The organism is Enterobacter sp. C6, from assembly GCF_008122455.1.
In the GTDB taxonomy this organism is placed as follows: domain Bacteria; phylum Pseudomonadota; class Gammaproteobacteria; order Enterobacterales; family Enterobacteriaceae; genus Enterobacter; species Enterobacter pseudoroggenkampii.
Map to the genome: position 1 here is coordinate 1 of NZ_QPFW01000248.1, position 21,214 is coordinate 21,214.

Sequence of the window (21,214 nt, forward strand, 5' to 3'; positions counted from 1 at the left end):
CGTGGTGACGCCATCGCAGGCATTCTGATCATGGTGATTAACGTGGTCGGCGGCCTGCTGGTGGGGGTACTGCAGCACGGGATGGACATGGGCCACGCGGCGGAAAGCTATACGCTGCTGACCATTGGTGACGGTCTGGTCGCGCAGATCCCGGCGCTGGTTATCTCCACGGCGGCGGGTGTCATCGTGACCCGCGTGAGTACCGATCAGGACGTTGGCGAGCAGATGGTGGGTCAGTTGTTCAGTAACCCGCGCGTCATGCTGCTTGCCGCGGCGGTTCTCGGGTTGCTCGGTCTGGTGCCGGGGATGCCAAACCTCGTCTTCCTGCTGTTTACGGCAGGTCTGCTGGGGCTAGCCTGGTGGATGCGCGGCCGTGAAACCAAACCGGCTGCAGAACCTGTTCCGGTAAAAATGCCGGAGAATACCCAGGCCGTCGAAGCGACATGGAACGACGTTCAGCTGGAAGATTCCCTGGGAATGGAGGTCGGGTATCGCCTGATCCCGATGGTCGATTTCCAGCAGGACGGCGAGCTGCTTGGCCGTATCCGCAGCATCCGTAAAAAATTCGCGCAGGATATGGGCTTCCTGCCGCCGGTTGTTCACATCCGCGACAATATGGACCTGCCGCCCGCGCGCTATCGCATTCTGATGAAAGGCGTTGAAATTGGCAGCGGTGATGCCTATCCGGGCCGCTGGCTGGCGATTAACCCCGGCACCGCCGCAGGCACGCTGCCGGGCGAGCAAACCATCGACCCGGCCTTTGGTCTGGCCGCTATCTGGATTGAAAGTGCCCTGAAAGAGCAGGCGCAGATCCAGGGGTATACGGTTGTTGAAGCCAGTACCGTGGTGGCGACCCACCTTAATCACCTGATTGGGCAATTCTCGGCAGAGCTGTTTGGCCGTCAGGAAGCGCAGCAGCTGCTGGACCGCGTCACGCAGGAGATGCCGAAGCTGACGGAAGATCTGGTCCCGGGCGTGGTGACGCTGACCACGCTGCACAAGGTGCTGCAAAACCTGCTCGAAGAAAAGGTACCGATCCGCGATATGCGCACTATTCTGGAAACGCTGGCAGAGCATGCGCCAATCCAGAGCGATCCGCACGAGCTGACGGCGGTGGTGCGCGTGGCGCTGGGGCGTGCAATCACCCAGCAGTGGTTCCCGGGAACTGGAGAAGTGCAGGTTATTGGCCTCGATACGCCGCTTGAACGCCTGCTGCTTCAGGCCCTGCAGGGCGGGGGCGGGCTGGAGCCGGGCCTGGCGGACCGTCTGCTGGCGCAAACCCAGGAGGCGCTGGCGCGTCAGGAGATGCTGGGCGCGCCGCCGGTGCTGCTGGTGAACCATGCGCTGCGTCCGCTGCTGTCGCGCTTCCTGCGTCGCAGCCTGAATCAGCTGGTCGTACTCTCGAATCTGGAGCTGTCGGACAACCGTCATATCCGCATGACCGCGACGATTGGAGGAAAATAATGCGTAAATGGCTTTGGATTTTACTCTTCCCGCTGGTGGCACAGGCTGGCGGGGAGGGAACCTGGCAGGCAAGCAGCATGGGGGTGACCCTCAGCAACCGGGGCGTCGCCATGTCCTCTAATCCGCTTTCGCCTTCTGAAGGCGTTTCCGGTCAGATGGGCCTTGTGGTCTGGAACTACCGGCTGATTGGCCCTACGCCAGCCGGACTGCGGGTGCGTCTTTGTTCTCAGACGCGCTGCACGGAAATCGACGGCGAAAATGGTACGACGCAGGCGTTCAACGGCGTACCGGCCATTGAGCCTTTGCGTTTCATCTGGGAAGTGCCGGGCGGGGGACGTTTGATCCCGGCGCTGAAGGTGCAGAGTAATTCTGTCATCGTGAACTACCGTTGACGGTTGCGTGAGCAGGACTGCAAAAAATAAAACCCGGCGCTTGCCGGGTTTTTTGTATTACATACGTTCTACGGTTTCGATACCCAGGGTATCCAGACCCAGCTTCAGGGTCTTCGCCGTGAGCTGCGCCAGCTTCAGGCGGCTGTTGCGGACCGATTCGTTTTCCGCAGACAGAATAGGGCAGTGCTCGTAGAAGCCGGAGAACAGACCCGCCAGATCGTACAGGTAAGCACACATCACGTGCGGCGTGCCGTCACGCGCGACCACCGTCAGCGTCTCCTCGAACTGCAGCAGACGTGCCGCCAGCTGCGCTTCACGATCCTCCGTGATGGTCACGGCAGCATTTGCCAGCACGCTTTCGTCGATATTAGCTTTACGGAATACCGACAGCACGCGGGTGTAAGCGTACTGCATGTATGGCGCCGTGTTGCCTTCAAACGCCAGCATGTTATCCCAGTCGAAGATATAGTCGGTGGTACGGTTCTTGGAAAGATCCGCGTATTTCACCGCACCGATACCCACGGCGTTGGCCAGTTTTTCCAGTTCGTCAGCAGGCATGTCCGGGTTCTTCTCGGCCACCAGACGGCGGGCGCGTTCCAGCGCTTCATCCAGCAGGTCAGAAAGCTTCACGGTACCGCCCGCACGGGTTTTGAACGGCTTGCCGTCTTTACCCAGCATCATGCCGAACATGTGGTGTTCCAGCGGAACGCAATCCGGCACGTAACCGGCTTTACGCACGATGGTCCACGCCTGCATCAGGTGCTGGTGCTGACGGGAGTCGATGTAGTACAGCACGCGGTCGGCATGCAGCGTTTCGTAACGGTATTTTGCGCAGGCGATGTCGGTAGTGGTGTAGAGGTAGCCGCCATCCTTTTTCTGGATGATCACGCCCATCGGTTCACCTTCCTTGTTTTTATACTCATCAAGGAACACAACCGTTGCGCCTTCGCTCTCAACCGCCAGATTTTTCGCTTTCAGGTCCGCCACAATGCCGGGCAGCATTGGGTTATACAGGCTTTCACCCATCACGTCGTCACGGGTCAGGGTGACGTTCAGGCGGTTATAGGTAAGCTGGTTCTGAGACATGGTGATGTCAACCAGCTTGCGCCACATCTCGAGGAAGTATTGATCGCCGCCCTGCAGTTTTACCACGTAGCTGCGCGCGCGCTCGGCAAAGGCTTCGTCTTCGTCGTAGTGTTTTTTGGCTTCGCGATAGAACCCTTCCAGGTCCGCCAGCGCCATTTCACCCGCGTTTTCCTGCTGCTGTTTTTCCAGGTAAGCAATCAGCATGCCGAACTGGGTACCCCAGTCGCCCACGTGGTTCGCGCGGATCACCTTGTGACCGAGGAACTCGAGCGTGCGCACTGCGGCATCACCGATGATGGTGGAGCGCAGGTGGCCAACGTGCATCTCTTTCGCCACGTTCGGCGCAGAATAGTCGATCACGACGGTCTGCGCTTCCGGCTGGGACACACCCAGACGATCGGATTTCAGCGCCGCGTCAACGTGGCGGGCCAGGAACGCAGGTTCCAGGAAGATATTGATAAAGCCCGGGCCGGCAATTTCGGTTTTGCTGGCAATGCCGGAAAGATCCAGATGCGTCAGTACCTGCTCAGCGAGTTGTCGCGGCGGCATGCCCAGTTTTTTAGCCACTGCCATCACGCCATTAGCCTGATAGTCGCCAAACTGTACTTTTGCTGACTGACGAACCTGCGGTTCGCAATCCGCAGGCGCACCTGCGGCAATCAGTGCCTGACTGACTTTTTCGGAGAGAAGAGCCTGAATATTCACCTGGATACCTTACGTTTTTGATGCGGGCTTACAACCGCCCGCGCCAGTTAAAGAATTTAGGGCGGGAGTATACTGCAAATGCCTTCTGTCGTCAGCATCGCGGGGCCTGAAGATTGCTCAGAATCCAGGCAGTGAAGGTGTGCATAAACATGCAGTCATAAAAAGCCGGATTCAGCGGTTGGTCAAAACAGGGCAACAGAGTAAATTAGCGGCTTTGCGACACGAAAAGAGAGTGAATTATGGCGAACTGGCAATCCATTGACGAACTGCATGATATTTCCGCAGATTTACCGCGCTTCACCCAGGCGTTCACAGAACTTGCCACCCGTCTGGGTCTGGATATCGCACCGCTTGAGGCCGATCACATCTCTTTGCGCTGTCATCAGAATGCCACCGCAGAGCGCTGGCGTCGCGGTTTCGAACAGTGCGGCGTGTTGCTCTCCGAGAACATCATCAATGGTCGCCCCATTTGCCTGTTTAAACTGCATGAACCGGTGAACGTGGCGCACTGGCAATTCACCGTGATTGAACTGCCGTGGCCGGGTGAGAAGCGTTATCCGCACGAAGGCTGGGAGCATATCGAAATTGTCCTGCCGGGTGAGCCGGAGACGTTGAACGCGCGCGCGCTGGCCCTGCTTTCTGACGACGGCTTAAGCAAGCCGGGGATTTTTGTGAAGACCAGTTCTCCCAAAGGCGAGCGCGAGCGGTTACCTAACCCGACGCTGGCCGTCACGGACGGACAGGTCACGGTGAAGTTTCATCCGTGGACCATTGAGCAGATCGTTGCCAGCGAAGCGTAAGAGATGTGAGTTCACGCCGCGACTGAAAATGGACGGCGTGGCATGATGATTCGTTTAGTGGGATTTCAGGAGGATTAAATGGCGCTGCTGGAGATTTGTTGTTACAGCGTGGAGTGTGCTGTGACCGCACAAAAACACGGGGCTGACCGTATTGAACTGTGCGCGGCACCCAAAGAGGGCGGGCTGACGCCGTCCTTCGGCGTGTTAAAGTCTGCCCGTCAGGCCGTCACCATTCCCGTTCACCCGATTATTCGCCCACGCGGCGGTGATTTTTGTTACACGGCGGGCGAGTTCAGTGCCATGCTTGAAGACATCGCCCTCGTGCGCGACCTGGGGTTCCCCGGGCTGGTCACCGGTCTGCTGGATGAAGACGGCAATATCGATCTCCCGCGCATGCGTCAGGTGATGAGCGCCGCACAGGGGCTGGCCGTCACTTTTCATCGTGCATTTGATATGTGTAAAGATCCGCTTCAGGCCTTTGAAACGCTTGGAGAACTTGGCGTGGCGCGCATTCTGACATCGGGTCAACAGGCGTCAGCTGAAAAAGGACTGCAATTAATTACGGAACTAAAAGCACATTCCGGTGTTCCAATAATAATGGCGGGTGCGGGAGTCCGCGCCAGCAATCTGGAACGGTTTTTAAACGCTGGGGTAGAAGAGCTGCACAGCTCCGCGGGTAAATGGATACCTTCGCCCATGCGTTATCGCAATACAGGGTTGTCAATGTCGACGGATGCTGAAGCAGATGAGTATTCACGCTACGGCGTAGAGGGAGAGTCGGTTGCGGAAATGAAGTCGCTGATTGAGCGCCATCACGTGTAGCAACGTACCGATTTTTACCGCGCATCATGTCGCCCAATATGATGCTTGCTTGTACCAGGCCCCTGCAATTTCAACAGGGGCCTTTTTTTCTCCTGCGCCAGGTGGCGCTTCGCTTACCGGACCTGGAAAATCGGGAGTAGGCCGGGTAAGGCGCAGCCGCCACCTGGCTAACAGGCTACGGCTTGGTCGCAATCAACACCGCACGCATCGGGGCCGGATAGCCTTCGATGGTTTTGCTGTGGTCGGCCGGGTCGAGGAACTGCTCCAGCGATTCGGTAATCATCCAGTCGGTGCGGCGCTGCTCTTCGAGAGAGGTCACGCTGACATCGGCAATCCGCACATCCACAAACCCGCACTTCTCCAGCCAGTTCTTCAGCGCCAGCGCGGAAGGGATGAAGTAAACGTTGCGCATCTGCGCGTAGCGATCGCCCGGCACCAGAACAGCATGTTCATCCCCTTCGATCACCAGCGTTTCCAGCACCAGCTCGCCGCCGCTGACCAACTGATCCTTCAGTTGCCACAGGTGCTCCAGCGGAGAACGACGGTGATACAGCACGCCCATGGAGAACACGGTATCAAACGCTTTCAGGGCAGGGAGCTGTTCAATGCCCAGCGGCAGCAGGTGCGCGCGCTGGTCGTTACCCAGCAGCTTACGTACCGCTTCAAACTGGCACAGGAACAGCTGCATCGGGTCAATACCGACCGCCAGGTGCGCGCCCGCGCCAATCATGCGCCACATGTGGTAACCGCTGCCGCAGCCCACGTCCAGAATGGTACGTCCGGTCAGGTCGGAAAGGTGCGGCAGAACGCGATCCCATTTCCAGTCCGAGCGCCATTCGGTATTGATGTTCACCCCGTACAGCGAGAACGGGCCTTTGCGCCACGGCATCAGATTGCGCATCAGCGTTTCGATGCGGTTGATCTGCCCGGCCGGAAGCGGCTCTTCGCTTTCGGCGGTTACGCTGTGCAGAAGATCCAGACGATGCGGGGTCAGCTCGGGCAGAAACTCCACCGCGTTTGACCACTGCTTTAACAGGCCGTGCTGCTGATCGCGCTGCCAGGCGGCAATCTGCGCGGGCAAGGTTTCCAGCCAGTGGGAGAGCTGGTTTTTGGCAATCAGCTGATAGAAGTTACTGAATTCGATCATGCCGGTTTCCCCGCTTTCAGCGCCACCAGCGAACCAAAGTTAAAGCACTGGAACCACAGTTCGCTGTGCTCAAACCCGGCTTTGCTCAGACGCGCTTTGTGGGTTTCTACGGAATCCGTCAGCATCACGTTTTCGAGCATGCTGCGCTTCTGGCTGATCTCCAGCTCGCTGTAGCCGTTCGCCCGTTTGAAATCGTGGTGCATGTTGAACAGCAGCTCGCCAACCTCGGCATCTTCGAAGCTGAATTTCTCCGAGAGCACCAGCGCGCCGCCAGGATTCAGCCCCTGATAAATTTTGTCCAGCAGCAGCTGGCGGTCTTCCGGCACCAGGAACTGAAGGGTGAAATTCAGCACCACCATCGAGGCGTTATTGATCTCAATCTCGCGGATATCACCTTCCACCACGTCCACCGGAACAGGGGCTTTGTACGCGTCAATATGGCGACGGCAGCGCTCAACCATGGCCGGGGAGTTATCGACGGCAATGATTCGGCAGCCTTCCTGGTGAATATTACGACGAACCGACAGCGTTGCCGCGCCGAGCGAGCAGCCCAGGTCATAGACCTGCGTGCCGGGTTGAACGAAGCGCTCAGCCAGCATGCCGATCATAGAGATAATATTGGAATAACCGGGAACAGAGCGCTGGATCATATCCGGGAAGACTTCAGCTACCCGTTCATCGAAGGTCCAGTCGCCCAGGCTGGCGATAGGCGCGGAAAAAAGCGTGTCGCGATCTGACATAACGTAAAAATCCGGGAAAAATAAAGTGGCGTATTGTGCGCTAATGGAGGGAGAAAACCAACTCCCACGGCATATACCACAGGTTAGCCAGCACCATCAGCAAAAGCGAACACCAGGTCGCACTCATGCCGGAGCGACGCCAGCGGATTAAGCGGTGGTGAAAGCCGTAATAATGCATCAGGCGGCCAGCAATAAGAAGCAGGCCACAGATATGCACCATCCAGGTTTCTGCGCCATTCATCTCCATAAAAAGCAGCAGGATTAAGGCTGCGGGAATGTATTCGACCGCGTTGCCATGAATGCGAATAGCGCTTTGTAGCTCTGAAAATCCGCCGTCACCGTAAGAGACACGGTACAGCGTTCTGAGGCGCACAACATCAAATGAAAACTTAATCAGCAGTAATGCACCTAACACCGCATACAGCGCGCTGACCATACAAACTCCCTGTTTTTGGCAGATGGCACTTCACTATGATAGGGGGGGATATCAGAAAAGAGAAGATTGTTGTGGGATGGAAGGGGCGCTGCCCACGGACGGCACCGCAGTCTGCAAGGCCTGCCACAGAGCATCGACCAGTTCGGGGGCCTGGGCAATATCCGGCGTGTGCAAAAAGAGATACGGCGTGGTGGTGTGTTCCCACGAGGCCAGTTTTTCCAGCCAGACGGCGAACAGCTTCTGGTTTTGCTGCATGTTATCGCTGCCGATAAACCTGACCATCGGGTTCTGCGCAGTCACGATGGCGTGGACCGGCACTTTCGGTTTTTTTCGCTGCGCCTCAATGATGGCCTCACTGTGCGGTATTGCGCTGTGCACCGGACGGCTGTCGAGGATCACCCGGTTGACGGAACGCTCAAGAAGGCCGCGGTTGAGCGCTTTTTCTGCTTCGCCCTTCGCAAAGAAATCCTGGTGTCGGACCTCCACCCCGTAGGTAAACTCCCGGGGCAGGGCGTCCAGAAACGTCCACAGTGCGGGCAGGTCGCGAGGGCCAAAGACTGCGGGAAGCTGCAGCCAGTACTGGCCGATGCGGTTTGCCAGAGGCGCCATCCGGGCAAAGAATTCGTCGGTCAACTCACCGCAGTTTCGCAGCGCGGCCTGGTGAGAAATGGTCGCCGGAAACTTAAAACAGAAACGGAAATCGTCGGTTGTTTGCTCCCGCCAGCGTGCGACAATCTCAGCTTTGGGGAGCGCATACAGGGTGGTGTTGCCCTCGACGCAGTTGAAGTGTCGGGCATACTCTTCAAGGCTGGTGATGCCAAGGCGCACCCATTTCGGGTGCGACCACTGGGGCAGGCCCACATACATCATAGTGCGCGAAGGATCTCATCCGTGCTGCGCACGCGGCCGATGCGCGGGAAGATATGGGTCATGCTGCCCTGATGCTGTTCCGCGGAGGCCGCGCTGCAGGCATCTTCGGCGATCACCAGATTAAAGCCCAGTTCCCAGGCGTTGCGGGCGGTTGACTCCACGCCGATATTGGTGGAAATGCCGCACAGGATGAGGGTGTCAATGCCGCGACGGCGGAGCTGCAGCTCGAGATCGGTACCGTAGAAGGCACCCCACTGGCGTTTGGTCACTTCAATATCGCTGTCGCGTTTGCCGAGTGAGACCGGGTACGTCCACCAGTTTTCCGGCAGGGCTCGGGCGGGTGCCTGCGCATCCACGGGCTGTTTTAACGCTTCGGCGTAATCCGCGGACCAGCCGACGCGCACCATGACCACCTGCGCACCGCTGGCACGGCATTTCTCCGCCAGGCGAGCGGCGCGGCTGACCACATCGTCTGCGGTATGCGGGCCACCGGCAAAGGGCAAAATGCCTTCCTGTAAATCAATCACTACAAGCGCGGTTTTTTTGGCATCAAGGGTTAACATTGTTACTCCCGTTAAATTAATCACTTCTGGACACCATACGACGTGATGGCCTGTTATTGGTCGCATAATTTTGTTAATTTTTGTGAGAATGCGCAATAAGAGTGCAGCAAACGACCGCCTGGCCGTGGTTCGCTCTTATCGTCCGGCGGAATTTCCAGTATAATAGCCGCCTTTTTTCATCCAGTTGTGACATACAGAAAGCTGCGACATAGTAGCCTGCATACCAGGCGACATTTAGCCTGCGGCTAATTAAGGGATATCTCATGCGTACAGAATATTGCGGGCAGCTGCGTCAGTCCCACGTCGGACAGCAGGTCACCCTGTGTGGTTGGGTCAATCGTCGTCGTGATCTTGGTAGCCTTATCTTCATCGATATGCGCGACCGCGAAGGTATCGTTCAGGTGTTCTTCGACCCGGATCGCGCAGATGCGTTGAAGCTGGCCTCTGAGCTGCGTAATGAGTTCTGCATTCAGGTTACTGGCACCGTGCGTGCGCGTGACGAGAAAAACGTCAACGCCGACATGGCGACGGGCGCCATCGAAGTGCTGGCGTCCGATCTGACGATCATCAACCGTGCTGAAGCGCTGCCGCTGGACTCCAACCACGTCAACACTGAAGAAGCGCGTCTGAAATACCGCTACCTGGATCTGCGTCGCCCGGAAATGGCTCAGCGCCTGAAAACCCGTGCAAAAATCACCAGCCTGGTGCGTCGCTTTATGGATGATCACGGTTTCCTCGATATCGAAACCCCGATGCTGACCAAAGCCACGCCGGAAGGCGCGCGCGACTACCTGGTCCCATCCCGCGTTCATAAAGGTAAATTCTACGCGCTGCCGCAGTCTCCGCAGCTGTTCAAACAGCTGCTGATGATGTCCGGCTTCGATCGCTACTATCAGATCGTTAAATGCTTCCGCGACGAAGACCTGCGCGCTGACCGCCAGCCAGAATTTACCCAGATCGACGTGGAAACCTCCTTCATGACCGCCGAGCAGGTGCGTGAAGTGATGGAAGCCCTGGTGCGTAGCCTGTGGAACGACGTAAAAGGCGTTGAACTGGGCGATTTCCCAATTATGACCTTCGCTGAAGCCGAGCGTCGCTACGGCTCCGACAAACCAGACCTGCGTAACCCGATGGAGCTGGTGGACGTTGCAGACCTGGTGAAAGGCGTTGAGTTTGCCGTCTTCGCTGGCCCGGCTAACGATCCTAAAGGCCGCGTGGCGGCCCTGCGCGTGCCGGGCGGTGCAGCACTGAGCCGCAAGCAGATCGACGACTACGGCAACTTCATCAAGATCTACGGCGCGAAAGGTCTGGCCTATATTAAGGTGACCGAGCGTGCGAAAGGTCTGGAAGGTATCACCAGCCCGGTAGCGAAATTCCTGAACGCGGACATCGTGGAAGCGATCCTTGCGCGCACCGGCGCGCAGGACGGCGACATGATCTTCTTCGGCGCAGACAACAAGAAAGTCGTGGCGGATGCGATGGGCGCGCTGCGTCTGAAGCTCGGCAAAGACCTGAGCCTGACCGACGAAAACAAATGGGCGCCGCTGTGGGTTATCGACTTCCCAATGTTTGAAGACGACGGTGAAGGCGGCCTGACGGCGATGCACCACCCGTTCACCTCGCCAAAAGACATGACGGCAGCAGAGCTGAAAGCGGCGCCGGAAGACGCGGTCGCGAACGCTTATGACATGGTTATCAATGGCTACGAAGTGGGCGGCGGTTCCGTGCGTATTCACAGCGGTGAAATGCAGCAGACCGTGTTCAGCATCCTGGGCATCAACGAGCAGGAGCAGCGCGAGAAGTTTGGCTTCCTGCTGGACGCGCTGAAATACGGTACGCCTCCGCACGCGGGTCTGGCCTTCGGTCTTGACCGACTGACCATGCTGCTGACCGGCACCGATAACATTCGTGATGTTATTGCCTTCCCGAAAACCACTGCCGCAGCGTGTCTGATGACCGAAGCGCCAAGCTTTGCTAACCCAGCCTCTCTGGCTGAGCTGGGCATTGAAGTGGTGAAGAAGGAAGAGAAAAACTGATATGGAATATAAGCTTCCCGTTTCGGTTCTGGTGGTCATTTATGCAGAAGACACGAAGCGGGTGCTGATGTTGCAGCGGCGCGATGACCCTGATTTCTGGCAGTCGGTAACCGGCAGTCTGGAAGAGGGAGAAACCGCGCCGCAGGCCGCCGTGCGTGAAGTAAAGGAAGAGGTCGCCATTGACGTTGCCCGCGAGCAACTGACCCTGAAGGACTGTCAGCGCACGGTGGAGTTTGAAATTTTTAGCCATTTACGTCATCGCTACGCGCCGGGTACCAGGCGCAACACGGAGTCGTGGTTCTGTCTCGCGCTCCCCCATGAACGGGAGATCGTGTTTACCGAACACCTGACCTACCGCTGGGTGAATGCGGCGGAGGCCGCCGCACTGACCAAGTCGTGGAGCAACCGGCAGGCGATTGAAGAATTTGTAATTAACGCTGCCTGAAAAGGCGCGCTCTTTGAGGATATTTTTATGGCAGGTCATAGTAAGTGGGCCAACACCAAACACCGCAAAGCGGCACAGGATGCCAAGCGCGGTAAGATCTTTACCAAAATCATTCGCGAGCTGGTGACGGCAGCGCGTCTGGGCGGCGGTGACCCGGCTTCTAACCCGCGTCTGCGCGCGGCGGTTGATAAAGCGCTGTCCAACAACATGACGCGTGACACCCTGAACCGTGCTATCGCACGTGGTGTGGGCGGCGATGAAGACGCGAACATGGAAACCATCATCTATGAAGGTTACGGCCCTGGCGGTACGGCGGTGATGGTTGAGTGCCTGTCCGACAACCGTAACCGTACCGTTGCGGAAGTGCGCCACGCGTTCACCAAAACCGGTGGCAACCTGGGCACTGACGGTTCCGTTGCTTACCTGTTCAGCAAAAAAGGCGTCATCTCCTTCGAGAAAGGCGATGAAGATGCGATCATGGAAGCGGCGCTCGAAGCCGGTGCAGAAGACGTGGTGACCTTCGATGACGGTGCTATCGACGTTTACACCGCATGGGAAGAGATGGGTGCCGTGCGCGACGCGCTGGAAGCGGCTGGCCTGAAAGCGGACAACGCTGAAGTGTCCATGATCCCGTCCACCAAAGCGGACATGGATGCGGAAACCGCACCAAAACTGCTGCGTCTGATCGACATGCTCGAAGACTGCGACGACGTGCAGGAAGTGTACCACAACGGTGAAATCTCTGATGAGGTTGCAGCGACTCTCTAATGAGAGCGTGTAAATCCGTTACAGGAGACGCGTGATGTCGATTATTCTCGGGATTGACCCAGGCTCACGCGTCACCGGTTATGGCGTTATCCGTCAGGTGGGACGCCAGTTAACCTACCTCGGCAGCGGCTGTATTCGCACCAAAGTGGACGATCTGCCGTCGCGCCTGAAGCTCATTTATGCGGGCGTATCGGAGATCATCACCCAGTTTCAGCCGGACTATTTCGCTATCGAGCAGGTCTTTATGGCGAAAAACGCCGATTCGGCGCTAAAGCTCGGTCAGGCGCGCGGAGTGGCCATTGTGGCTGCGGTCAACCAGGATTTGCCGGTATTTGAATACGCGGCACGTCAGGTCAAGCAGACGGTGGTGGGCATTGGTAGCGCGGAGAAAAGTCAGGTGCAGCACATGGTGCGTACCCTGCTGAAGCTGCCAGCGAACCCACAGGCCGACGCCGCGGATGCGCTGGCGATTGCGATTACCCACTGTCACGTCAGCCAGAACGCGATGCAGATGAGCGAGTCGCGGCTTAATCTGGCGCGAGGCAGGTTACGATAATGAGAAATCAGGCTGGATAAACATCCAGCCTTTTTTTATTATGTCGGCAGTTAATTTCTCCCAGAACGCAGGAGCGTCACGTGATAGGCAGACTCAGAGGCATCATCATTGAAAAACAACCCCCGTTAGTGCTGCTGGAAGTGGGTGGCGTGGGCTATGAAGTCCATATGCCGATGACCTGCTTCTATGAGCTGCCGGACGCGGGCAAAGAGGCGATTGTCTTTACTCAGTTTGTGGTGCGTGAAGATGCCCAGCTGCTGTACGGCTTCAATAACAAGCAGGAGCGGACCCTGTTCCGCGAGCTGATTAAAACTAACGGCGTTGGCCCGAAGCTGGCGCTGGCGATTTTATCCGGCATGTCAGCGCCACAGTTTGTGAATGCCGTTGAGCGCGAAGATCCTGCTGCGCTGATTAAGCTTCCGGGCATCGGCAAGAAAACGGCAGAGCGCCTGATTGTCGAGATGAAAGACCGCTTTAAAGGTCTGCATGGCGATCTGTTCACGCCGGCTGCCGATTTGGTACTGACCTCGCCAGGCGGCCCTGCCACGGATGATGATGCCGAGCAGGAAGCGGTTGCCGCGCTGGTGGCGCTGGGCTATAAACCTCAGGAGGCCAGCCGTATGGTGAGCAAAATTGCCAAACCGGACGCCAGCAGTGAAACCCTGATTCGCGAAGCGCTGCGCGCTGCATTGTGAGGTAAAGGATGATTGAAGCAGACCGCCTGGTATCGGCAGGCACTATTCAGGCAGATGACGTGGTGGATCGCGCGATCCGCCCAAAACTGCTTGATGAGTATATCGGCCAGCCGCAGGTTCGTTCCCAGATGGAGATTTTCATCCAGGCGGCAAAGCTGCGCGGCGATGCGCTCGATCACCTGCTGATTTTTGGCCCTCCGGGTTTGGGGAAAACCACGCTGGCGAATATCGTCGCCAATGAAATGGGCGTCAACCTGCGCACCACCTCCGGCCCGGTGCTGGAGAAGGCGGGCGATCTCGCTGCGATGCTGACCAACCTCGAACCGCATGACGTGCTGTTTATCGATGAGATCCACCGCCTGTCGCCGGTGGTGGAGGAAGTGCTCTATCCGGCGATGGAAGATTACCAGCTGGATATCATGATTGGCGAAGGCCCGGCCGCGCGCTCCATCAAAATCGATCTGCCGCCGTTTACCCTGATTGGTGCAACGACGCGGGCCGGGTCGTTGACCTCTCCGCTGCGCGACCGTTTCGGTATCGTGCAGCGTCTTGAGTTTTACCAGGTAGCGGACCTCCAGCATATCGTTGGCCGTAGCGCCCGCTATATGGGGCTGGAAATGAGCGAAGAGGGCGCGTTTGAAGTGGCGAAGCGTTCCCGCGGTACGCCGCGTATCGCCAACCGTCTGCTGCGCCGTGTACGTGACTTTGCCGAAGTGAAGCACGATGGCTCGATTTCCGCCGAGATCGCCGCGCAGGCGCTGGATATGCTGAACGTCGATGCCGAAGGCTTTGACTATATGGACCGGAAACTGCTGCTGGCGGTGCTGGATAAGTTCTTTGGCGGCCCGGTCGGGCTGGATAACCTGGCGGCGGCAATCGGGGAAGAGCGCGAAACCATCGAGGACGTGCTTGAACCGTATCTGATCCAGCAGGGCTTCCTGCAGCGCACCCCGCGTGGACGTATGGCGACGGTGCGGGCGTGGAATCATTTTGGCATTACGCCACCGGCAATGCCGTAATGCATTGTTCCCTCTCCCTGTGGGAGAGGGCCAGGGTGAGGGCATCAGCGCCCTCGATGTTAATTTGCGGTCTTCTTCATCATACTGAAGATAAACAGCACCGCTGCACTCAACACCACAGACGGCCCCGCAGGCGTGTCATAGAACGCCGAGAAGGTGAGTCCACCCGTTACCGCAATCATTCCGACAATCACCGCCACACCGGCCATCTGCTCCGGCGTACGGGCAAAACGACGTGCTGTGGCGGCAGGGATGATCAGCAGCGACGTAATAATCAGCGCGCCGACAAACTTCATCGCCACCCCAATGGTTAACGCCGTTACCAGCATCAGCAGCAGCTTAACGCGCTGCAGCTTCACGCCGTCGACAAACGCCAGGTCCGGGCTGACGGTCATGGCCAGCAGGTTACGCCACTGCCAGAGCAGAATAGCGAGCACCACCACAACGCCAATCGCGATTGCGATGAGATCGTCTGGCGTGACGGCCAGCAGGTCACCGAACAGGTAAGCCATCAGATCCACGCGGATATTCGACATCAGGCTGACCACCACCAGGCCCAGAGACAGGGCACTGTGCGCCATAATGCCAAGCAGCGTATCAATTGCGAGGTGAGGGCGCTTCTCAAGCCAGACCAGACCGGCGGCCAGCAACAGCGTGACCACAATCACCGCGTAAAACGGGTTGACGTTGAGCAGCAGGCCAAAAGCCACACCCAGCAGGGACGCGTGCGCCAGGGTATCGCCAAAATAGGACATTCTGCGCCAGACGACAAACGAGCCGAGCGGACCCGCGGCGCAGGCAAGCATAATCCCGGCCAGCCAGCCGGGCAGTAACAGTTCAATCATGAGTGTCCATTTCCCCGACGCAGTACGATTCGTCCCTGTAAATCATGGCGATGATTATGATGATGGCGATAGATGCCCAGCTGTTCAGCCCCGCGAGGGCCGAACATGGAGATAAATTCCGGGTGCATGGAGACCACTTCTGGCGTGCCGGAGCAGCAGATATGGTGGTTGAGACACAGCACTTCGTCGGTTTTTGCCATCACCAGATGGAGATCGTGAGACACCATCAGCACTGCGCAATCAAGCTCTCGACGTAGCTGGTCGATCAAATCATAAAGCGCAACCTGACCATTCACATCCACACCCTGAGTCGGCTCATCCAGCACCAGCAGCTGCGGGCTGCTCAGCAGCGCACGGGCCAGTAAGACGCGCTGAGTTTCACCGCCGGACAGTTTTTGCAGCGGCGCATCGACAAGATGGCCCGCCTGCACGCGTTTCAGTGCCGGGAGAATATCGGCTTTACGCGTGCCGGGGCGCAGACGCAGGAAGCGGCTGACCGTCAGCGGCAGCGTGGCGTCGAGATGAAGTTTTTGCGGCACATAGCCGATACGCAATTTTTCCTCGCGCTTGATCACGCCTTCATCGGGTGCGACCAGACCCAGCACCACGCGCACCAGGGTGGATTTGCCTGCGCCATTGGGGCCGAGCAGCGTCAGAATTTTGCCGGGCTTCAGATCGAGCGACACGTCAGAGAGGACGCGGCGCTGGCCAAATGAGACCGAAATATTTTCAAGGGAAACCAATGTCGTCATGTCATTTTAAGCTTGAAGAAGTCAACGAATGTTATAATATCACATTCCACGCATTCACTACGATGATTAGTCGCATTATGTTACATAAAAATACGCTTCTTTTCGCAGCATTATCCGCTGCCCTTTGGGGTACAACCGCACAAGATGTTAACGCTGCGGTTGTCGCTTCGCTTAAACCACTCGGATTCATCGCGTCGGCCATTGCAGACGGGGTCACGGAAACCCAGGTTCTGCTCCCTGATGGTGCATCCGAGCATGACTATTCCCTGCGCCCGTCAGATGTAAAACGCTTACAAAACGCGGACTTAGTCGTCTGGATTGGCCCGGAAATGGAAGCGTTCATGCAGAAGTCAGCAAAACAGGTTGCCGGCGAAAAGCAGGTCGCGATTGCAGACCTCCCCGGCGTGAAACCGCTGCTCATGAAAGGGGCGGATGACGACGGTGACGAACATGACCATCACGCTGCAGAGGGTGAAAAAGGTGATGGAGATCACCATCACGGCGAATACAACATGCATCTTTGGTTATCCCCAGAGATAGCGCGGCTTTCAGCGGTTGCAATCCATAACAAATTAGTGGAACTTATGCCGCAAAGTCGAGCCAAACTAGACGCCAACCTGAAGGATTTTGAGGCACAATTAGCCGCAACCGATAAGCAGGTAGGTAATGAGCTCGCACCGTTGAAAGGTAAAGGGTATTTCGTTTTTCATGACGCCTATGGCTATTACGAAAAACACTACGGTTTGACCCCGCTGGGTCATTTTACCGTCAACCCTGAAATTCAGCCTGGTGCGCAGCGTTTACATGAAATCAGAACACAGCTGGTTGAGCAAAAAGCGACATGCGTTTTTGCTGAGCCACAGTTCAGGCCAGCGGTCGTAGAAGCCGTGGCCAGGGGAACATCCGTGCGCATGGGAACCCTTGACCCGCTAGGTACGAATATCCAGTTGAGCAAAGCGAGCTATTCGCAGTTCCTCAGCCAACTGGCGAACCAGTATGCGAGCTGCCTGAAAGGAGATTAACGAGGAAGTGAATACGTGCAACAGATAGCCCGCTCTGTCGCCCTGGCATTTAACAATCTGCCTCGACCCCACCGCGTTATGCTGGGGTCGCTTACAGTACTCACCTTAGCGGTCGCCGTCTGGCGGCCCTATGTTTACCACCCGAGTTCTGCCCCTATCATCAAAACCATTGAGCTTGAAAAGAGCGAAATCCGTTCTTTGCTGCCTGAAGCCAGTGAGCCTATCGACCAGGCGGCTCAGGAAGATGAAGCCATCCCGCAGGATGAGCTGGACGATAAAACCGAGAACGAAGCCGGTATTCACGAATATGTTGTGTCTACCGGGGACACGCTGAGCAGCGTGCTGAACCAGTACGGCATCGACATGGGCAATATCAGCCAGCTGGCGGCTGCGGATAAAGATCTTCGTAACCTGAAAATCGGACAACAGCTCTCCTGGACACTAACGGCGGATGGCGATCTCCAGCGTCTGACCTGGGAAATGTCCCGCCGCGAAACCCGCACCTACGATCGCACTGCAAACGGTTTCAAGATGACCAGCGAAATGCAGAAGGGCGACTGGGTTAACAGCGTTCTGAAAGGCACCGTGGGCGCGAGCTTTGTCTCCAGCGCGCGAGATGCGGGCTTGACCAGCGCTGAAATCAGCTCGGTGATCAAAGCCATGCAGTGGCAGATGGATTTCCGTAAGCTGAAGAAGGGCGATGAGTTCTCCGTTCTGATGTCCCGCGAAATGCTGGACGGCAAGCGCGAGCAAAGCCAGCTGCTGGGCGTACGTCTGCGCTCTGAGGGCAAAGATTACTACGCGATTCGTGCCGAAGACGGTAAGTTCTATGACCGCAGCGGTACGGGCCTTGCGAAAGGCTTCCTGCGTTTCCCGACGGCAAAACAGTTCCGCGTCTCCTCGAACTTTAACCCGCGTCGTCTGAACCCGGTAACCGGGCGCGTCGCGCCGCACCGTGGCGTTGACTTTGCTATGCCGCAGGGCACACCGGTACTGGCGGTAGGGGATGGCGAAGTGGTGGTGGCCAAGCGTAGCGGTGCCGCCGGATATTACGTCGCGGTACGTCATGGTCGTACTTATACGACCCGCTATATGCACCTGCGTAAGCTGCTGGTCAAACCGGGCCAGAAGGTGAAGCGCGGGGACCGTATCGCGATCTCCGGAAATACCGGACGCTCTACCGGCCCGCACCTGCACTATGAAGTGTGGATCAACCAACAAGCAGTGAACCCGCTGACCGCGAAACTGCCGCGCACTGAAGGCCTGACAGGTAAAGATCGTACTGATTATCTGGCGCAGGTGAAAGAGGTGATGCCGCAGCTGAGCTTAAACTAAGTTCTCTGTTTTTGTTAAAAAAGCCGGCGCACACTGACGCCGGCTTTTTCTTTTGTGCGTGGACGACTGCCTCGCTACACTATCTGAATAAAATTTTGCGTCATCAGACCCTGGATCCAGCATGGAAACCCAAAAAAACAATATTGAATACATTCCTGAGTTTGAAAAATCCTTCCGCCATCCGCGCAACTGGGGCGCCTGGCTTGGTGTTTACGCCTTTGCGGGGATGGCAATGCTGCCTGCCTCTGTTCGCGATCCAGTTCTGGGTAAAATAGGCCGTCTGGCCGGGCGTTTAGGCAAGAGCGCCCGCCGCCGCGCGCAGATCAACCTCTATTACTGTTTTCCTGAGAAAAGCGACGCCGAGCGCGAGGCAATCATTGATGAGATGTATACCACCGCGCCGCAGGCCATGGCGATGATGGCGGAGCTGGCGCTGAAAGGGCCGGATAAAATCGTCGATCGCGTTGACTGGAAAGGGCTGGAGATCATCGAGGAGATGCGCCGCAATGACGAGAAAGTCATTTTCCTCGTCCCCCACGGCTGGGGCGTTGATATTCCGGCGATGCTGATGGCCTCTCAGGGCCAGAAGATGGCGGCAATGTTCCACAATCAGGGCAATAAGATTTTCGATTTTGTCTGGAACACGGTGCGTCGTCGTTTTGGCGGACGCCTGCATGCCCGTAACGATGGCATTAAGCCCTTCATTCAGTCGGTACGTCAGGGGTACTGGGGCTACTATCTACCGGATCAGGATCACGGCCCCGAGCACAGCGAGTTTGTCGATTTCTTTGCGACCTATAAAGCGACGCTCCCTGCGATAGGTCGCCTGATGAAAGTCTGTCGTGCCCGCGTGATCCCGCTATTCCCGGTCTATGACGGCAAAACGCATCGTCTGAGTATTGAGGTCCGTCCTCCGATGGATGATCTGCTGACCGCAGACGACCACACCATCGCGCGTCGAATGAACGAAGAGGTAGAGATACTGGTGGGGCCGCATGCCGAACAGTACACGTGGATTCTGAAGCTGCTTAAAACGCGCAAACCGGGCGAAACAGAGCCGTATAAACGCAAAGAGCTGTATCCAACGAAATAAAAAAAGCCCTTTCCATCTGGAGAGGGCTTTTTAACAGAGACGTTATTACTCGACGGTCATAACGCGGGTGGTGTTGGTTGAGCCGATGGTGCTCATTACATCGCCCTGGGTCACAATGACGATATCACCGGACACCAGATAGCCTTTGTCGCGCAGCAGGTTTACGGCATCGTGCGCGGCGGCCACGCCGTCATTGGTGCTGTCGAAGTGAACCGGCGTCACGCCGCGGTACAGCGCCGTCAGGTTCAGCGTACGTTCGTGACGGGACATGGCGAAGATCGGCAGACCCGAGCTGATACGCGAGGTCATCAACGCGGTGCGGCCAGATTCGGTCATGGTGATGATCGCGGTAACGCCCTTCAGATGGTTTGCCGCATACATTGCCGACATCGCAATCGCTTCTTCCACGTTGTCGAACTGCACGTCCAGACGGTGTTTAGAGACGTTGATGCTTGGGATCTTTTCAGCGCCCAGGCAGACGCGCGCCATGGCGGCCACGGTTTCTGCCGGATACTGGCCCGCTGCGGTTTCTGCGGAGAGCATCACCGCATCGGTTCCGTCCAGCACGGCGTTTGCCACGTCCATGACTTCTGCACGGGTTGGCATTGGGTTGGTGATCATCGATTCCATCATCTGAGTGGCGGTGATCACCGCGCGGTTCAGCTGACGTGCGCGACGAATCAGCGCTTTCTGGATACCGACCAGCTCAGGGTCGCCAATTTCCACGCCCAGGTCGCCGCGCGCAACCATCACCACGTCAGACGCGAGGATCACGTCGTCCATGGCATCCTGATCGCAAACGGCTTCCGCACGCTCAACTTTGGCGACGATTTTGGCATCGCAGCCTGCATCGCGTGCCAGGCGACGCGCATAGTTCAGATCTTCGCCGCAGCGCGGGAAGGAGACAGCCAGGTAGTCCACGCCGATCAGCGCAGCCGTCACGATGTCCGCTTTGTCTTTATCGGTAAGCGCTTCTGCAGAGAGGCCGCCACCCAGTTTGTTGATGCCTTTATTGTTGGAGAGCGGGCCGCCGACGGTGACTTCGGTGAACACTTTCATGCCCTGAACTTCCAGCACTTTCAGCTGTACGCGACCGTCGTCAAGCAGCAGGATATCGCCAGGCACCACGTCAGCCGGCAGGCCTTTATAGTCGATACCGACTTTTTCTTTATCGCCTTCGCCTTTGCCCAGGTTGGCATCCAGCAGGAATTTGTCGCCGATATTGAGGAAAACTTTACCTTCTTTAAAGGTTGAGACACGGATTTTGGGACCCTGCAAATCACCGAGGATAGCCACGTGGCGGCCCAGTTTTGCTGCGATTTCACGCACTTTGTCGGCACGTAATTTATGGTCTTCTGGCGTACCGTGAGAGAAGTTCATACGCACCACGTTGGCACCAGCGGCGATAATTTTCTCAAGATTATTATCGCGATCGGTGGCCGGGCCTAAGGTGGTTACGATCTTGGTTCTGCGAAGCCTTCTGGACATGTAATACTCCGTTGACTGAAACAACTTTGGTGTTGCGTGAACATTGAATCGGTCTTCATCTGCTGCAAGGCAGCGGAGAGTGGACCGAATGCCGTAAATCGTTACATCGTAATTATTGGTTACGTCTTCGTTATC

22 protein-coding genes are annotated in these 21,214 nt (G+C 57.1%); 13 read left to right on the plus strand and 9 right to left on the minus strand.

Annotated features, from left to right (window positions below):
- Positions 1 to 1,464 (plus strand): flagellar biosynthesis protein FlhA (locus DOU50_RS20525; protein WP_148770081.1); only part of this gene is annotated, 1,464 nt, incomplete at its 5' end.
- Entirely contained in the window at positions 1,464 to 1,856 is a 393-nt protein-coding gene (gene flhE, locus DOU50_RS20530) for a flagellar protein FlhE (RefSeq protein WP_024909681.1), read from the plus strand. The genes DOU50_RS20525 and flhE, both read left to right, overlap by 1 nt.
- Positions 1,857 to 1,913: 57 nt before the next feature.
- Here the strand turns inward: flhE and argS are convergent, their stop codons facing one another.
- On the minus strand, positions 1,914 to 3,647 hold the full coding sequence (argS, locus tag DOU50_RS20535; RefSeq protein WP_024909682.1) for an arginine--tRNA ligase: 1,734 nt from the start codon (positions 3,645 to 3,647) through the stop codon (positions 1,914 to 1,916).
- A gap of 239 nt (positions 3,648 to 3,886) precedes the next feature.
- On the opposite strand from argS, the gene DOU50_RS20540 reads away from it, so the two are divergent.
- Entirely contained in the window at positions 3,887 to 4,447 is a 561-nt protein-coding gene (locus DOU50_RS20540; protein ID WP_148770083.1) for a VOC family protein, read from the plus strand.
- Between the two features lie 78 nt (positions 4,448 to 4,525).
- Positions 4,526 to 5,269, plus strand: a complete 744-nt coding sequence (gene cutC / locus DOU50_RS20545) for a copper homeostasis protein CutC (RefSeq protein ID WP_032647799.1) — start codon at positions 4,526 to 4,528, stop codon at positions 5,267 to 5,269.
- 175 nt (positions 5,270 to 5,444) lie between these two features.
- Here the strand turns inward: cutC and cmoB are convergent, their stop codons facing one another.
- Genes cmoB through DOU50_RS20570 form a run of 5 tightly spaced genes read right to left on the minus strand, consistent with a single transcriptional unit; the run spans position 5,445 to position 9,025 of the window.
- Positions 5,445 to 6,416: a tRNA 5-methoxyuridine(34)/uridine 5-oxyacetic acid(34) synthase CmoB gene (gene cmoB / locus DOU50_RS20550; RefSeq protein WP_024909685.1), complete on the minus strand. Its 972-nt coding sequence runs from the start codon at positions 6,414 to 6,416 to the stop codon at positions 5,445 to 5,447.
- The gene (gene cmoA, locus DOU50_RS20555; protein ID WP_048992239.1) at positions 6,413 to 7,156 is read right to left on the minus strand and encodes a carboxy-S-adenosyl-L-methionine synthase CmoA; all 744 of its coding nucleotides are present in this window, start codon (positions 7,154 to 7,156) and stop codon (positions 6,413 to 6,415) included. Before cmoA ends, cmoB begins: the two co-directional genes overlap by 4 nt.
- Positions 7,157 to 7,196: 40 nt before the next feature.
- The gene (locus DOU50_RS20560; protein WP_021240443.1) at positions 7,197 to 7,592 is read right to left on the minus strand and encodes an MAPEG family protein; all 396 of its coding nucleotides are present in this window, start codon (positions 7,590 to 7,592) and stop codon (positions 7,197 to 7,199) included.
- A gap of 51 nt (positions 7,593 to 7,643) precedes the next feature.
- Entirely contained in the window at positions 7,644 to 8,462 is an 819-nt protein-coding gene (locus DOU50_RS20565; protein ID WP_148770085.1) for a DUF72 domain-containing protein, read from the minus strand.
- Entirely contained in the window at positions 8,459 to 9,025 is a 567-nt protein-coding gene (locus DOU50_RS20570) for a hydrolase (RefSeq protein WP_024909689.1), read from the minus strand. Before DOU50_RS20570 ends, DOU50_RS20565 begins: the two co-directional genes overlap by 4 nt.
- Before the next feature lie 263 nt (positions 9,026 to 9,288).
- On the opposite strand from DOU50_RS20570, the gene aspS reads away from it, so the two are divergent.
- The 6 genes from aspS to ruvB all read left to right on the plus strand — a co-directional run bounded on the left by aspS (position 9,289) and on the right by ruvB (position 14,544).
- Positions 9,289 to 11,061, plus strand: coding sequence for an aspartate--tRNA ligase (gene aspS, locus DOU50_RS20575; RefSeq protein ID WP_148770087.1), 1,773 nt, complete (start codon positions 9,289 to 9,291; stop codon positions 11,059 to 11,061).
- Between the two features lies 1 nt (position 11,062).
- Positions 11,063 to 11,506 carry a dihydroneopterin triphosphate diphosphatase gene (gene nudB, locus DOU50_RS20580; RefSeq protein ID WP_148770089.1) on the plus strand — a complete coding sequence of 148 codons (444 nt, stop codon included), beginning with the start codon at positions 11,063 to 11,065 and terminating at the stop codon, positions 11,504 to 11,506.
- Between the two features lie 27 nt (positions 11,507 to 11,533).
- The gene (locus DOU50_RS20585; protein ID WP_008500447.1) at positions 11,534 to 12,274 is read left to right on the plus strand and encodes a YebC/PmpR family DNA-binding transcriptional regulator; all 741 of its coding nucleotides are present in this window, start codon (positions 11,534 to 11,536) and stop codon (positions 12,272 to 12,274) included.
- A gap of 34 nt (positions 12,275 to 12,308) precedes the next feature.
- The gene (gene ruvC, locus DOU50_RS20590) at positions 12,309 to 12,830 is read left to right on the plus strand and encodes a crossover junction endodeoxyribonuclease RuvC (RefSeq protein WP_003859749.1); all 522 of its coding nucleotides are present in this window, start codon (positions 12,309 to 12,311) and stop codon (positions 12,828 to 12,830) included.
- 80 nt (positions 12,831 to 12,910) lie between these two features.
- The gene (ruvA, locus tag DOU50_RS20595) at positions 12,911 to 13,525 is read left to right on the plus strand and encodes a Holliday junction branch migration protein RuvA (protein WP_023312236.1); all 615 of its coding nucleotides are present in this window, start codon (positions 12,911 to 12,913) and stop codon (positions 13,523 to 13,525) included.
- Positions 13,526 to 13,533: 8 nt separating this feature from the next.
- Positions 13,534 to 14,544, plus strand: coding sequence for a Holliday junction branch migration DNA helicase RuvB (ruvB, locus tag DOU50_RS20600; protein ID WP_023312235.1), 1,011 nt, complete (start codon positions 13,534 to 13,536; stop codon positions 14,542 to 14,544).
- A gap of 59 nt (positions 14,545 to 14,603) precedes the next feature.
- On the opposite strand, the gene znuB is transcribed toward ruvB, so the two are convergent.
- Both znuB and znuC read right to left on the minus strand, forming a co-directional pair.
- Positions 14,604 to 15,389 (minus strand): zinc ABC transporter permease subunit ZnuB, encoded by a 786-nt coding sequence (znuB, locus tag DOU50_RS20605; protein ID WP_024909692.1) that lies wholly within the window; start codon positions 15,387 to 15,389, stop codon positions 14,604 to 14,606.
- Positions 15,386 to 16,141, minus strand: a complete 756-nt coding sequence (znuC, locus tag DOU50_RS20610) for a zinc ABC transporter ATP-binding protein ZnuC (protein WP_023312233.1) — start codon at positions 16,139 to 16,141, stop codon at positions 15,386 to 15,388. Before znuC ends, znuB begins: the two co-directional genes overlap by 4 nt.
- A gap of 77 nt (positions 16,142 to 16,218) precedes the next feature.
- Between znuC and znuA the strand changes: the two genes are divergently transcribed.
- The 3 genes from znuA to lpxM all read left to right on the plus strand — a co-directional run bounded on the left by znuA (position 16,219) and on the right by lpxM (position 19,591).
- Positions 16,219 to 17,163, plus strand: coding sequence for a zinc ABC transporter substrate-binding protein ZnuA (gene znuA, locus DOU50_RS20615; protein WP_148770151.1), 945 nt, complete (start codon positions 16,219 to 16,221; stop codon positions 17,161 to 17,163).
- 15 nt (positions 17,164 to 17,178) lie between these two features.
- Complete coding sequence (mepM, locus tag DOU50_RS20620) at positions 17,179 to 18,498, plus strand: murein DD-endopeptidase MepM (RefSeq protein WP_024909694.1); 1,320 nt, start codon at positions 17,179 to 17,181, stop codon at positions 18,496 to 18,498.
- Between the two features lie 121 nt (positions 18,499 to 18,619).
- A complete protein-coding gene (gene lpxM / locus DOU50_RS20625; RefSeq protein WP_061714872.1) occupies positions 18,620 to 19,591 on the plus strand; it encodes a lauroyl-Kdo(2)-lipid IV(A) myristoyltransferase in 972 nt (323 codons plus the stop codon).
- A 45-nt stretch (positions 19,592 to 19,636) separates the two neighbouring features.
- Here the strand turns inward: lpxM and pyk are convergent, their stop codons facing one another.
- Positions 19,637 to 21,079, minus strand: coding sequence for a pyruvate kinase (gene pyk / locus DOU50_RS20630; protein WP_008500455.1), 1,443 nt, complete (start codon positions 21,077 to 21,079; stop codon positions 19,637 to 19,639).
- Between the last annotated feature and the right edge of the window lie 135 nt (positions 21,080 to 21,214).

Bases quoted from the DNA above. Each gene is read 5' to 3' on its own strand.
- cmoA (WP_048992239.1), bottom strand. From the start codon at position 7,156: ATGTCAGATCGCGACACGCTTTTTTCCGCGCCTATCGCCAGCCTGGGC.
- znuA (WP_148770151.1), top strand. From the start codon at position 16,219: ATGTTACATAAAAATACGCTTCTTTTCGCAGCATTATCCGCTGCCCTT.
- znuC (WP_023312233.1), bottom strand. From the start codon at position 16,141: ATGACGACATTGGTTTCCCTTGAAAATATTTCGGTCTCATTTGGCCAG.
- pyk (WP_008500455.1), bottom strand. From the start codon at position 21,079: ATGTCCAGAAGGCTTCGCAGAACCAAGATCGTAACCACCTTAGGCCCG.
- cutC (WP_032647799.1), top strand. From the start codon at position 4,526: ATGGCGCTGCTGGAGATTTGTTGTTACAGCGTGGAGTGTGCTGTGACC.
- DOU50_RS20565 (WP_148770085.1), bottom strand. From the start codon at position 8,462: ATGATGTATGTGGGCCTGCCCCAGTGGTCGCACCCGAAATGGGTGCGC.
- DOU50_RS20560 (WP_021240443.1), bottom strand. From the start codon at position 7,592: ATGGTCAGCGCGCTGTATGCGGTGTTAGGTGCATTACTGCTGATTAAG.
- ruvC (WP_003859749.1), top strand. From the start codon at position 12,309: ATGTCGATTATTCTCGGGATTGACCCAGGCTCACGCGTCACCGGTTAT.
- ruvB (WP_023312235.1), top strand. From the start codon at position 13,534: ATGATTGAAGCAGACCGCCTGGTATCGGCAGGCACTATTCAGGCAGAT.
- lpxM (WP_061714872.1), top strand. From the start codon at position 18,620: ATGGAAACCCAAAAAAACAATATTGAATACATTCCTGAGTTTGAAAAA.
- DOU50_RS20585 (WP_008500447.1), top strand. From the start codon at position 11,534: ATGGCAGGTCATAGTAAGTGGGCCAACACCAAACACCGCAAAGCGGCA.
- flhE (WP_024909681.1), top strand. From the start codon at position 1,464: ATGCGTAAATGGCTTTGGATTTTACTCTTCCCGCTGGTGGCACAGGCT.
- znuB (WP_024909692.1), bottom strand. From the start codon at position 15,389: ATGATTGAACTGTTACTGCCCGGCTGGCTGGCCGGGATTATGCTTGCC.
- DOU50_RS20570 (WP_024909689.1), bottom strand. From the start codon at position 9,025: ATGTTAACCCTTGATGCCAAAAAAACCGCGCTTGTAGTGATTGATTTA.
- aspS (WP_148770087.1), top strand. From the start codon at position 9,289: ATGCGTACAGAATATTGCGGGCAGCTGCGTCAGTCCCACGTCGGACAG.
- cmoB (WP_024909685.1), bottom strand. From the start codon at position 6,416: ATGATCGAATTCAGTAACTTCTATCAGCTGATTGCCAAAAACCAGCTC.
- DOU50_RS20540 (WP_148770083.1), top strand. From the start codon at position 3,887: ATGGCGAACTGGCAATCCATTGACGAACTGCATGATATTTCCGCAGAT.
- nudB (WP_148770089.1), top strand. From the start codon at position 11,063: ATGGAATATAAGCTTCCCGTTTCGGTTCTGGTGGTCATTTATGCAGAA.